Origin of the sequence: Acetobacter sp. DsW_063 (genome assembly GCF_002153745.1) — a bacterium.
GTDB lineage: Bacteria > Pseudomonadota > Alphaproteobacteria > Acetobacterales > Acetobacteraceae > Acetobacter.
On the sequence record NZ_JOPL01000011.1, the window covers coordinates 63,043 to 75,654 of the forward strand.

The following is a 12,612-nucleotide window of genomic DNA, read 5'->3' on the forward strand; positions in this document are numbered from 1 at the left end:
TTTACTGAAAAGTCAAAATTATCTGGAAACGTCAAGCTCCGCGACATACTCCCCGCCTCGCCAGTCAAGCGTCGCACGAGACGCAACGTCATCGCGCGCGCGAACGAGCAGAAGACGCGACAGCGTCGGCAGAATGCGCCCAGCGATCGTCTGCTCGATCGCACGCGCGCCACTGGCCGAAACACCAGACTGACGCAACAGTTCTTCGCGCACGGCCTCCGAAATCGTAAGCGTCACGCCATGGACCTGCGCCACACGGCGCACGACCTTGTCAAGCTGCAACGTCACGATTTTCGTCAGCGTATCGGGGCCAAGCGGCAGATACGGAACCATCGTCACTCGCCCGAGGAACGCAGCCTTGAAGTGCTTGAGCATTTCCTCGCGCAGCGCCTCCGCAAGCCCAGCGGCGTCCGGCGCAGTATCAGGATCCGAGAATAGCGTGTCTATCAAACCGGTCCCGGCGTTCGTCGTCATGATGATGATGGTGTTGCGGAAATCGATGTCCCGCCCCTCCCCGTCCTTCATCGCGCCCTTGTCGAACACCTGAAAAAACACGTCCTGCACGCCGGGGTGCGCTTTTTCCAGCTCATCGAGCAGCAGCACCGAATGCGGACGCCGCCGCACGGCCTCCGTCAACACGCCACCCTCGCCATACCCGACATAGCCGGGCGGGCTGCCCATCAGCAGGCTGACCTTATGTTCTTCCTTGAACTCGGTCATGTTGATCGTCGTCAGGCTTTGCGACCCGCCATACAGCAGATCAGCAAGAGCCGTCGCCGTCTCCGTTTTACCCACGCCGGACGTGCCGACCATCAGGAACACGCCGACAGGTTTGCGCGGATCGGTGAGGCCGGCGCGCGAAACGCGGATCGCCTCGGCGACCGCGTGCAACGCGTGATCCTGTCCGACGACACGTTCCTGCAGCCGCTCCTCAAGATGCAGGATCGCCTCGACCTCATCCGAGCGCATCCGGCCAGCCGGAATTCCCGTCCAGTTCTCAACAATTTCAGCGACAGCCTGCGCGTCGACCATGGGGAACACCATCGGATGTTCGCCCTGAATGGCCCGCAACTCCTCCGCAGCACGAAGCGCATCCTCGCGCATCTGTTCGGCGCTCGCTCCATCAACGCCGCTTTCGGCTTTTTCACGCGCTTCGGCGAGCTTGAGCGCGAGCTCGCGCTCTCTTTCCCAACGCGCCTCCGTCTGAGTCAACTCGTCGTTCAGTTGCGCCTCTTCGCCAGCCAAAACCTCAAGCCGACCCGAGTGCGGATTTCCCGACAAGCCCTCACGCTCCAGCATCCGTCGCTCGGCCTCGATCGCAGCGAGGCGACGCCTGCGCCCCTCGATCAGGGCCGGGGTCGTGCTCTGGCTCATCGCCACACGTGCGCAGGCGGTGTCAATCAGACTGACAGCCTTGTCCGGCAGCTGGCGATCCGGGATATAACGGGCGGACAGCGACACTGCAGCGGCGGTCGCCTCATCCAGAATACGAACCTTGTGGTGCTTCTCCAGCACCGGCACGAGACCGCGCAGCATATCGGTCGCAACCGGAACGCTGGGCTCCTCGACCTTCACGACCTGAAAACGCCGCACCAGAGCGGCATCTTTTTCGATATATTTCTTGTACTCGGCCCAGGTGGTCGCCGCGATCACCCGCAACTCTCCACGCGCCAACGGCGGTTTGAGCAAATTCGCCGCATCGCCCTGACCCGCCTGACCACCGGCGCCGATCAGCGTGTGCGCCTCATCAATGAACAGGATGATCGGCGTCGCGCTTCCCTGAACCTCGTCTATGACGGCGCGCAGACGGTTCTCGAACTCGCCCTTGACGCCTGCGCCCGCCTGCAAAAGCCCAAGATCAAGCGTACGGACGGACACATCGGCCAACGCCTCGGGAATGTCGCCCTCCGCGATCCGTAGCGCCAGCCCCTCGACCACCGCAGTCTTGCCGACCCCGGCCTCGCCAGTGAGAATCGGATTGTTCTGCCGACGACGGGTCAGAATATCGACGACCTGTCGAATTTCCGCATCACGCCCCAGAATCGGGTCGATTCGCCCAGCACGGGCGCGCGCCACGAGGTCGGTCGTGAACTTGTCTAGAGACGGGGTCGCCGACGCGCGACCTTCCCGGCCACCCTGATCACTTTCCAGATTGTCGCCGCCGGACACATGAGTGGCCCGTTCGACGCTGCCGTCGGTGAGACGCGCAAAATCCCGCTTGATTACTTCAGGCAGCAACGTCCGCAGATCCGGACAGGCCACATGCAGGCGACGGGCGATGGTTTCGTCAGCGAGGCACGCACAGAGAAGATAACCAGACCGCAACGCGCCCATGCCCATGTCGATCGAAGCGACAAGCCAGGCGTCCTTCACCACCGCCACCAGATCCGGTGACAAGGCAGGTCCGCGACCGTTTCCCGTGGAAAGCCGATCCAGCGCATGATTGAGACCGGCCTCAAGGCGTCCCGGGTCGATATCCGAGCGCCTGATTATAAAATCGACATCCGATCCTTCACTTCGCAGAAGCTGAAGCAACCAGTGCTCGATCTCGACATTAAAGTGGCTGCGGGACATCGCTGCGCCTGCGGCCGCTTCCAGCGTCCTGCGGCAGAGTTCATCGAATCGGCCGATCAACTTCTGCAAATCGATCGCTACCGTCACGCCAACCCCCACAACTGTATCTCTTAGCAGGCAAGACGCCGCTTATCCTGCTGCCGATCTTTCCAACTAATCCGGAAGCGCGTCCACCTGCTAAAGGTTTCATTTGTAGCTTTTTATGCACGCGTTTCTTATTGTCGCGCCCGTGTCCGTTGCTCATAGTCCTCAGGCGGACAAGTTAAGCGTTCGCCAGAACGACCGACGCCAAGAACTGACCAGATCCAGTTCGAAACCAAAGCTCGGAAGCGAGCGCCACACGCGAAAGGTTCGACACGTCGGCATGCTCGATTCCACCCAGGAGCAGCTTCTGGAGCGTGTAGCGGCGCCTTTGGGCGACGACGCGCCCTGCGGCGTGGACTTACGCGAAAATCTGGCTCCCCAGTCACTCTATTCCCGCCTCCGCGACGCTCGCTCCGAGGCGCGCGCACAAGAACGCACGTTGGATGACGATCCATCGGTCGGCACAGGCGTTGGGCCGTCCTGGGCGACGGTCGCCGACCTCGCGGAAGAGGCGCTGACCGGTCTAAGCAAAGACCTTGAGGTCGGTTGCTGGATGACCGAAGCGCTCACGCGCCAGCTTGGCCTTGTCGGTCTGGCGCTCGGGGCGCGGATCATGACCGCGCTGGTCACGTCATTCTGGAACAGTGGCTTATATCCAAGCCTCGAAGTGGACGACCCGGAGGTCCGCACCTTTGCCGTTAGCGGATTGAGCGGCAGCGAAAAAGACGGCTCACTGATCCAGCCACTGCGTAAGATCGAACTTTTTACGCTTTCCAACGGCGAGCCGCTGACATTCTGGCAATATGAGCGAGCCCGTGAAATTTCGGTTATGGGCGCCAAGGCAAAGAGCGGCAATTTACCGACTCTGGAGGCCCTCGAAGCGATCGCAAGAGGCCCTGGGCGACCTCAACTCGCCACCATGGGGCGGGAAGCCGCTTTCACCAGAATCGCGTGGAGCGAGTTTCAGTCGTCGTTGGAGACAATTCACCAGACGACCGATACACTCCCCGAGACGCCATCAATGACGCGCGTCGCCCGTATCCTCGATGAACTGGTCCAGATAGCGGCGCGTTATGTTCCCCCCGGCGAACTTCAGCTTGAAAGCGTGGAGGCAGAGGAGGAAGCAGCGCCAGTGACCGACGGCGAGGAAGTCGCCGCCTTGTCGGACAACCCGACCGCGTCCGCACAACCCAAACCCTTGACGCGGGAGGATCTTCTTGACGAGGCGCTGAGGATCGCCGCCTTGTTCCGGGAGCGAGAGCCCAACTCGCCATTTAGTTACACTCTTGAAGACGCCGTCCGCCGCGCGCGGATGACGCTACCAGAGTTGTTGCTTGAAATTGTCGCCGACGGCGCGTCACGAGCCGACATCATGACGCGCCTGGGCATCCAGACCCCTGAGGGCTGAGTTTTAATAACGTCGGCGACCAGACATCAGGCCGCCGCACAATGAATGGAGCAGTCGAGTGAGCGGAAGTATTCACGACAAATTGGCCCGCGTCCGTCGCCCTCGCGTCCACATCACCTATCAGGTGGAGACAGAAGGCGCTGAGGTCATCAGGGAACTGCCCTTCGTGGTCGGCGTGGTCGGAGATTTCTCGGGAGACCCGACCAAACCGCTCCGTCCGTTCGCCGAACGGCGCTTCACCCAGATTGATCGCGACAATTTCGACGAGATCATGCAACGCATGGCGCCCGGTCTGAAGCTGAAAGTGGCCAATACGCTCGCAGGCGGCGACAAGGAAATGGCCGTCGATCTGGCGTTCAATAGCATTGAGGATTTCGAACCCGGCCGTGTTGTCGATCAGGTTCCCGCGCTGAAAGCCCTTCTGGAAACACGCAACAGGCTTCGCGACCTTATGAGCAAGGCCGATCGTTCGGAAGAGCTGGAACTGCTGCTCGAGCGCATCCTTAAGGACCAAAACGAACTCAACGCCCTTAGCGCCGAACTTGCAAAGAAGACGGAGGATTGATCAATGTCTGAGACAAACGCCTCGCCCCAATCCGCCCCCGCCAGCACCACAGAAGCGTCATCCAGCCTTCTTTCGCAGGTTGTCGCCGCCACTCGCCAGACCGAACCGGACCGTGCAGCGGACCTCGTCCGCACATTGGTCGAGGAGGCCGGAAAAGGCGTCATTTCCTTCGACCGCAACCTGACCCGCACGATCGAACGCGCCGTGCAGGCGCTCGACGAAGCGATGTCGACGCAGCTCAATGCGATCATTCACGATCCGCGGTTTCTCAAACTTGAGGGCAGCTGGCGCGGCCTGCACTATCTCGTCAAAAATAGCGAAACCAGCAACAACCTGAAAATCCGCGTGGTGAACGCCACAAAGCGGGAGTTGCACCGCGATCTCACCCGCGTGGTGGAATTCGACCAGTCCATGCTGTTCCGCAAGATTTACGAGAACGAGTTTGGCACTCCGGGCGGCGAGCCTTATGGCGCGTTGATCGGTGATTATGAATGGTCCAACGCACCTGAAGACATCGAGACGCTGCGCGAAGTCAGTCATGTCGCGGCAGCGGCGTTTGCGCCGTTTATCTCTGCCGCTGGCGCTGGAATGTTCGGCTTCGACGACTGGACCGAACTGTCGAGGCCCCGTGATCTCGCCAAAATTTTCGATACGGTGGAGTATCTGAAATGGCGCGGTTTCCGTGACAGTGAAGACAGCCGTTTCGTTTCACTTGTGATGCCGCGTGTTCTCAGCCGCCTTCCGTATGGCGACGGCGTAAAAGCCATAGATGAGTTCGATTACGAGGAAGCGCCTCGCGCCGCCGACGGCAAACCCCTGGCGTTGCCACACAATGAATATTGCTGGATGAACGCGGCCTACGTCATGGGCACGCGCCTGACCGAGGCATTCGCGCGGACCGGATTCTGCACGACCATTCGAGGCAAAGAGAACGGCGGCCTGGTTGACGACCTGCCGCAGCACATTTTTCAGTCGGACGATGGCGACATGGACGCCAAGTGCCCGACAGAAATCGGCATTACCGACCGCCGCGAGAACGAGCTGTCAAACCTCGGTTTCCTGCCGCTCTGTCACTACAAGAACGAAGACTACGCGGTTTTCTTCGGCGCCCAGACCACGCAGAAGCCAAAAACCTATGATCTTCCTGCGGCGACCGCGAACGCGGCAATCTCGGCCCGTTTGCCCTACATCATGGCGACCAGCCGTTTCGCGCATTATCTGAAGGTCATGGCGCGCGACAAGATCGGCTCTTTCATGGAAGTCGAAGATTGTGAAAAATGGCTGAATAAGTGGATACAGCGCTACGTCAACGCTTCTGATGTCGTCGGAGCGGAAAGCAAGGCGAAGTATCCGTTGCGTGACGGCCGCGTCGCAGTTCAGGAGATTCCCGGACGTCCGGGCGCCTACAACGCCGTGGCGTATCTCCGCCCCTGGCTGCAGCTTGAGGAACTGACCACCAGCATGCGTCTCGTCGCCCGCATTCCCGAGCGGACCTGACACAAGCTGAATGAGCGCACCCGCCCTCACTGAGTCTCCCCGCGCGGGGGCCACGGCCTGCTCTACAGAGCCGACCGTGGCCCCCTCTCTTCGGGAAGCGCTTCTCGGCGGGGCGCATACACGGCGGGATTTCGACTTCTCCGCGTTCGAAGACTTTCTTCGCGACGACTCGCAGGCGCTGGCGCTGTGGTTCGGCGACGCCCTGCCTCCCGTATCGACGCTACGGAACATGGATCGCGGCCAAATCAAGGAGCTGCTCCGGGGCCGCATCGATCGCGACGTCGCCACAATCGATGCGGCGCTTCGCCGTCAGACGGACGCCATTTTGCATCACCCGGCCTTTCAACGACTGGAAGGTTCGTGGCGCGGGCTCCTTTGGCTGGTGTCCTCCATAGAGCCGCACGCTCGTGTCATCGCGCGCGTCTTCTCCGCCAGACGACGCGAAATCTCCCGGGATCTGGAAAGGGCGCTGGAGTTCGACCAGTCCTCCCTGTTCAAACTGATCTACGAAAGCGAGTTCGGCCATCCCGGCGGCCAGCCCTACGGCCTGATCGTGTTCGACTACGAACTGGCGCACCGGGCAGGCCCTCGCGGTCTTGCAGGCGACGCGCCCACCGACGACGTCATGATGCTCAAGCGGCTCGCTGCAATCGCCGCCGCCGCATTCGTGCCGGTCGTCGCCGCCGCATCTCCGCGCCTGTTCGACGTCGACCAGTTCTCCGAGTTGACCCTCGCGCGAGAAATCACGGTCGTAGTCTCGAACGAAGAACATCGACGGTGGAACTCCGTCACGCAGTCGGAAGATTCCCGCTTCATATGTGTCACCCTGCCGCGCATCCTTGCCCGAGCGCCGTGGACGCGCGCGACCACTCGCGGACAGCATGTGGAATACGCTCCAACGGAACGCGAGCGCAGCTGGTTCTCGGCCGGTTACGCACTCGCCCGTAACGTTGTCCGCGCCCAGACGGAGTTCCGCTGGCCCGCCGACATTCGCGGCGTGACGCCTGGAGCAAACAGCGGCGGTGTGGTGCTCGACGCCCCGCGCGACCCATTCGTATTCGGAGCGGCGACGCAGCTTTCACGCGCCTCCACTGAACTCTCATTCACCGACCAGCAGGAACGTGCGCTGGCGTTGTCAGGCTTCATGGCGCTCAACACACTTCCCTATGGCGAGGTCGCGTTCGCCTCGGTCTCCAGCCTGCAATATACGCCTCCAGGTTCCGACCTCCCCACGCCAGCGGCCGCCAACCGGCGTCTTTCGGCGGAAACCAATGCGCTATTATGCGTCTGTCGTTTTGCGCACCACATCAAGATGCTTGGCCGCGACATGGTTGGACGCCATACGTCTCCCGCTGAAATCGAACGGGAATTGCAAAAATGGCTCAACCATTACTGCAATATGAGCACATTGGCCTCCCGCGAGAGCCGCGCGCGTTTTCCACTTCTCGCGAGCGCCGTTCAGGTCTCGGAGGCGACAAGTCGCCCCGGCGAGTACCACTGCGTCATTCACCTGCAGCCCCATTATCAACTTGACGACGTCTCAACGACGTTTCGTCTGGTGACCAGCCTGGCGCCCGACGGCGGGACGCCGGGCGGCGTCGCCCTCACCACCAAGAAGGACAAACCCGCATGACCACAGAAACCGTCGACGCCCTGTTTCAGCGCGGAGATCTGTCTGGCGCTCTGGCCGCCGCCGTCGCCGCCGTCAAGGCCAGCCCGGCTGCAGCCGGGCCACGTCTCCTGCTTGCTGAACTCGCCCTGTTCAGCGGTGATCTGCAACGCGCGGAGACCATGTTGACGGCGATCGAATCCATCGAACCGAAAGCTGCTCTTATCGCCGCTGAGTTTCGTCAACTGCTTCGCGCCGAAACCCAGCGTCGCGCCGTCTTCGCCGATGGCGCCTTACCGGAGTTTTTGCAGGAACCAACAGCGGTTCAGCAGGAGTCACTGCGCGCGCTGACGGCGCTGCGATCCGGCGACGACGCCAGCGCACAAGGCGCTGTAAAGGCCGCCGAGGACGCCCGCCCACATCCGGCGGGTGAACGCATCGTCGGCGCCGACACGATCGCTTTCGACGATTTTCGCGACGCCGACGACATCATCGGTGGAACGACCGAGTTGCTGACTTCAACCGGGAAATATTTCTGGATTCCGAACGAATCTCTGATCAGCCTGCATTTTCACGACCCCGTCCGCCCGCGCGACCTCTACTGGCGTCGCTGCACCGCAATGGTGCGTAACGGCCCGGAGGGCGATGTCTATATTCCCGCAACGTACCCTCTGACCACAGCGTCCGATGACGACGCCCTTCGCCTTGGCCGGTCGACCGACTGGACGGACAGCGAGCCTGTGCGCGGCATTGGCCGCCGTATGTTCTTGATCGGAGAGGAATCTCTCGACGTGATGGAGTTGGGAACACTCGAATTCTCATGAGATCGCCGCGTCCCAAAGCGTCACGCGTCACGTTATCGGTGCTCGACCGCCTTCTGGATGAGCATCCGGAACGAGAAACCGAGCGCCCGCTGGGAACGGGAGAGAGCATCGCCGCACTTCAACGTTCTGTGCAACGGGATCTGGAGCTTTTGCTCAACGCGCGACGCCCGTGGACGCTGTTGCCGAAAACGGGCTTCAGCCTTGCTGCTTCTCCAATGGGTTACGGGATGATCGACGTCACGGCGAACGTCATGTCCAATCAGGAGGAGCGCGAGGCCATTCGCCGCGAAATCGAGGCGACCATCCGCCGCTTCGAGCCCCGGCTGATCAACGTCCGGGTGTCGCTGCTGCCGGATAATGCGCCGCTGAGCGCGGTGATTCCCTTGATGGTGGAGGCCTACCTGCTTGTGGACCCGGAACCTGAATACGTGCGTTATGATACGGCGATCTCACCCTCACGCGAGAACCTGACGTTGACCCCGCAGCGCGAAGCCTGATCGATGCCAAACGACCTCACCAGCGCCTATCAACGCGAACTCGAAGCGATCCGCGACCTCGCCGCGCAGTTCGCCAGCGACCATCCGAAGATCGCGCAACGGCTCCGGCTGACACGCGACACGGTCGACGACCCGCATGTGGAGCGGCTGCTGGAGGGCGTGGCGTTCCTCTCCGCCAGAACACAGCAGCGTCTGGACGACGAATACCCGGAACTGACCGACGCCCTGCTGAATATTCTATATCCGCATTATCTCGCGCCGGTTCCGTCGTCATCGGTGGCGCAGTTCTTCTGCATGCCGGATGCGAAAACGCCCCTTCCGGTGGCGGCAGGTTCCGAATTGCAGACCGGCGCCCTCGACGATGTGCGCTGCCGCTTCCGCACGACCATGCCGATCGAGGTCTGGCCGATACGCGCGCATGACGCACGCTTGATGGGCACGCCGATCGACGCGCCTGCGCATCCTGCCTCCCATCTGGCGACGAGTTGCCTCCGGGTGACACTCTCCCTGACGGACCAGCAGGCGCAATTCGACGAAATTGCGCCGTCTCGCCTGAGATTTTTCATCCACGGCGCCCCTGCGCAAGCCATACAGCTCTATGAACTGCTGTGCCAGCATACCATTGGCATGGCGCTGGCGGACGGACCAAATGATGTCCGGCCCACGCTGCTCACGCCCTCGCAATTGCAACCCGCTGGTTTTTCGCCGGAAGAGGCGTTGCTGCCGTGGCCTGAACGTTCGTTCGTAGGCTTCCGTCTTCTGACGGAATATTTCGCGCTGCCCGAAAAATTCCTCTTCATCGACATCGACGGCCTCGACGCCCGCACCGTGGTCTCCGACAAGAACAAGATCGATCTTTTCATTTATTTCGACCGCTCTTTTCCGGAATTGCAGCGAAACCTCCGCCCGGACGCGCTCAAGCTGGGCTGCGCGCCGATCGTCAATCTTTTCCCGGGCCAATGCGAACCGCTTCGTCTGACGCACACCCAGACCGACTATCCCATTGACGCCGACCTCGCGCACCCGGAGGCTTACGAAATCTGGCAAGTCCAAAGCGTGCGCGAGATTGAGCCTGACGGTTCGACGCGCCCCTGGCGTCCGCTTTATCAGGAACTCGCGCACGACACAGGCGATTCTGCGGGCGTCTACACGCTGATCCGTCGTGCGTCGGAATTCGTCGCACTGGGCACGGAAACACGACTGGCGCCGATAGACTTGCAACTCGACGCACCGGAAAATGCGGACCGTCTCCTCTCCATCGACGCGCTGCTGACCAATGGAGCGCTCCCCTCACGCCTGCCATTCGGCGGCTCCAGCCAGCCGTTGCAACCAACGGAAGGGCTTGGCAGCGTTACGGCTATCGACTGCCTGCTCCCGCCGACCCAGAGTTGGCGGGCAGATTTGCGCCTGCGCAACAACTGGCGGCTTATCTCACATCTGACGCTCGGACGACTCTCCCTTGTCGGCGGCCCACAGGCCGCAGCTTCCCTCCGTGAAATCCTCAGCCTTTACGACATGCGTCGCAGCGAACAGACCGCCGTTGCGATCTCCAGCCTCGTCGCGGTCGACGCGCGAGACGCGATCGCTCGCCCGCCGGGCGGCAAACTCGGCAGCTTTTGCCGCGGGCTTGACGTCACCCTGACTTTCGAAGCATCCCGCTGGGCCGAAGACGGGCTGTTCCTGCTGGCGAGCGTGATTGAGCGGTTTCTAGCGCTACATGTCACCATCAACACCTTCGTGCGCACCACCGTGCGGCTCACCGGGCGTCCGGACCCGGTCGCCCGCTTCCCTGCCCGGGCCGGATACAGGACCCTGCTGTGAACGACGGGACGCCCGACATCGCTCGCGCCTCAGCTGATACGGCCCCTGCGCCCGCCGTGACACCCGGCATCGAGCGTCGCGACGACCAGACGCCGGTCGGCGTCCGAACGCTCGCCGGCTCCCTGCTTGCGCAGGTTCTCGAAGAGCCCGCGCGTTTTTCCTTTGACGCCGCTGTAGAAATTATCCGGCGAGCGCACGCCTCTCGCGACGTCTCCGACGCCGTCCAGTTCAAGACTCCCCCCGGCCTAGCAACGCCCGCCAGCGACGTTCTCTCCGTCAAGGCGCGCGGGGATGGGCGGCATGACGTCACAACCGCGTTCTCCGGCCTTACCGGCCATGGCGGAACGATGCCCCGCCCCTACACCGCGCTGGTCGACGAGGAACATCGCAAACGGTCTCCTGCGTTGTCGGCGTTCATGGAGGTTCTTGCGCAGCGCGGCATGGCCCAGTTCGCCGAAGCTGGAGCCAAGTATCATCCACATCGACAGCACGAAGATCCTCGGCTCCGCCCAGAGAAGAGCGCTTTCGCAAGAGCCCTGTTCGCCCTGACGGGATACGAATCTGACCGTGATCGCCAAAGACTTGCGATCTCGCCTTTGCAATTACTGTATTTTTCAGGAACGTTCGCGTCGTGGCCGAGGTCCAGCGAACGCTTGGCGTCGCTTCTGCGAGAATGGCTGGCGACGAACGTGCAGATAGAGCAGTTCTCAGGCGTCTGGCGCACGCTCGACCCGGATCAGCAGAGCGCCCTTCCCGCTCCGGGGCGAGATGGACAGTTCTCGCAACTGGGCGTCGACGCGGCCATAGGGCAACAGACCTGGGACGTTAACACGCGCATTAACATCGTGATCGGCCCGCTGTCCTATACGGACTTCGAGTCTCTTTTGCCTGACAAGAAGAGATTGCAGGAAGCGCTCGGCGTCGTCGCTGCTTATCTGGATGATCAGGCCGAAGCGGCAGTGACTCTTTCGGTCAAAAGCAATGACGTGCCGGACGCTCGCATCGGTGAGGCGCGTCTGGGCTGGACAAGCTGGCTCGGCATATCGGGCGGCCGGGAGGACGACGTCTTTGACGTCGTCTTCGACTCGGCAGCGCTCGCTGCCGCTCAGGCCTGAGACGTTTCTTGGGGTTAGAGGCGCTCGCCATTCGCGCTGAAGTTACTGCGGCCAAATCAGACCGATATTTACAAAGCACCGTTTCGCGGATGAAAAATCTTATGCGTCTGCACACTTCTACGAAATTCCGTTGATTACGTCGGCCTTGTCTGATGAGGCCGCGTCATCATAACGCCAGTCCGCTCCCGAATATGGCGGCCGTAGACTCACGCGAACTCTGCGGGGCGCATGAAGATAGGCTCGCAAGGTATAATGGAGGCGATATTCACGCCGCCCGCTAACCAACGCATGAACAGAAGAGTACAATCTCTGGAAAACACCGTCTTTAGGTGCTCAAAAAAATAAGAACGCCCCAAAAAAACTCTCAACGCACAATCTAGAGCGCATTCCGGCACTGCAAAATCGTCCATTTTGTGGACAAGAAAAAACCGGCCAACCTTGCGGCTGACCGGTTTCAAATCTGCGACAGGAACGCAAACGCTTCAGAAGGAAGCGTTCACACGACCATAGTAGTATCCACCTGTCATCGGGATCTGCATCGAGAACTGATCGTAAGGCATTGCGCCGAGATAGTTGACGATCTGCGACACGCGACGCGGGCGGACGTTGAAGATGTTG

The 12,612-nt window shown here is 61.4% G+C and carries 9 protein-coding genes; 8 read left to right on the top strand and 1 reads right to left on the bottom strand.

The features are described from left to right. Positions 1 to 18 precede the first annotated feature (18 nt). Positions 19 to 2,661 carry a type VI secretion system ATPase TssH gene (gene tssH / locus HK28_RS02775; RefSeq protein WP_233140306.1) on the bottom strand — a complete coding sequence of 881 codons (2,643 nt, stop codon included), beginning with the start codon at positions 2,659 to 2,661 and terminating at the stop codon, positions 19 to 21. Between the two features lie 277 nt (positions 2,662 to 2,938). On the opposite strand from tssH, the gene tssA reads away from it, so the two are divergent. From tssA to tssG, 8 genes are read left to right on the top strand one after another with little or no spacing between them, the layout of a single operon-like run. After that, entirely contained in the window at positions 2,939 to 4,066 is a 1,128-nt protein-coding gene (gene tssA, locus HK28_RS02780; protein WP_158093371.1) for a type VI secretion system protein TssA, read from the top strand. Positions 4,067 to 4,124: 58 nt separating this feature from the next. Next, positions 4,125 to 4,631, top strand: coding sequence for a type VI secretion system contractile sheath small subunit (gene tssB, locus HK28_RS02785; protein WP_086643095.1), 507 nt, complete (start codon positions 4,125 to 4,127; stop codon positions 4,629 to 4,631). A 3-nt stretch (positions 4,632 to 4,634) separates the two neighbouring features. After that, entirely contained in the window at positions 4,635 to 6,128 is a 1,494-nt protein-coding gene (gene tssC / locus HK28_RS02790; RefSeq protein ID WP_086643096.1) for a type VI secretion system contractile sheath large subunit, read from the top strand. 10 nt (positions 6,129 to 6,138) lie between these two features. Then, the gene (gene tssC / locus HK28_RS02795) at positions 6,139 to 7,761 is read left to right on the top strand and encodes a type VI secretion system contractile sheath large subunit (protein ID WP_086643097.1); all 1,623 of its coding nucleotides are present in this window, start codon (positions 6,139 to 6,141) and stop codon (positions 7,759 to 7,761) included. Then, a complete protein-coding gene (locus tag HK28_RS02800; RefSeq protein WP_086643098.1) occupies positions 7,758 to 8,561 on the top strand; it encodes a type VI secretion system accessory protein TagJ in 804 nt (267 codons plus the stop codon). The genes tssC (HK28_RS02795) and HK28_RS02800 overlap by 4 nt, the downstream gene beginning before the upstream one ends. Continuing rightward, positions 8,558 to 9,058, top strand: a complete 501-nt coding sequence (gene tssE, locus HK28_RS02805; RefSeq protein WP_086643099.1) for a type VI secretion system baseplate subunit TssE — start codon at positions 8,558 to 8,560, stop codon at positions 9,056 to 9,058. The genes HK28_RS02800 and tssE overlap by 4 nt, the downstream gene beginning before the upstream one ends. A gap of 3 nt (positions 9,059 to 9,061) precedes the next feature. Further along, positions 9,062 to 10,879 carry a type VI secretion system baseplate subunit TssF gene (gene tssF, locus HK28_RS02810; RefSeq protein WP_086643100.1) on the top strand — a complete coding sequence of 606 codons (1,818 nt, stop codon included), beginning with the start codon at positions 9,062 to 9,064 and terminating at the stop codon, positions 10,877 to 10,879. Next, positions 10,876 to 11,994 carry a type VI secretion system baseplate subunit TssG gene (tssG, locus tag HK28_RS02815; RefSeq protein WP_158093372.1) on the top strand — a complete coding sequence of 373 codons (1,119 nt, stop codon included), beginning with the start codon at positions 10,876 to 10,878 and terminating at the stop codon, positions 11,992 to 11,994. The genes tssF and tssG overlap by 4 nt, the downstream gene beginning before the upstream one ends. The last annotated feature ends 618 nt before the right edge of the window (positions 11,995 to 12,612 follow it).

Coding starts and splice junctions, on each gene's coding strand:
- tssA (WP_158093371.1), top strand. CDS start 2,939: ATGCTCGATTCCACCCAGGAGCAGCTTCTGGAGCGTGTAGCGGCGCCT.
- tssC (WP_086643096.1), top strand. CDS start 4,635: ATGTCTGAGACAAACGCCTCGCCCCAATCCGCCCCCGCCAGCACCACA.
- tssC (WP_086643097.1), top strand. CDS start 6,139: ATGAGCGCACCCGCCCTCACTGAGTCTCCCCGCGCGGGGGCCACGGCC.
- HK28_RS02800 (WP_086643098.1), top strand. CDS start 7,758: ATGACCACAGAAACCGTCGACGCCCTGTTTCAGCGCGGAGATCTGTCT.
- tssE (WP_086643099.1), top strand. CDS start 8,558: ATGAGATCGCCGCGTCCCAAAGCGTCACGCGTCACGTTATCGGTGCTC.
- tssF (WP_086643100.1), top strand. CDS start 9,062: ATGCCAAACGACCTCACCAGCGCCTATCAACGCGAACTCGAAGCGATC.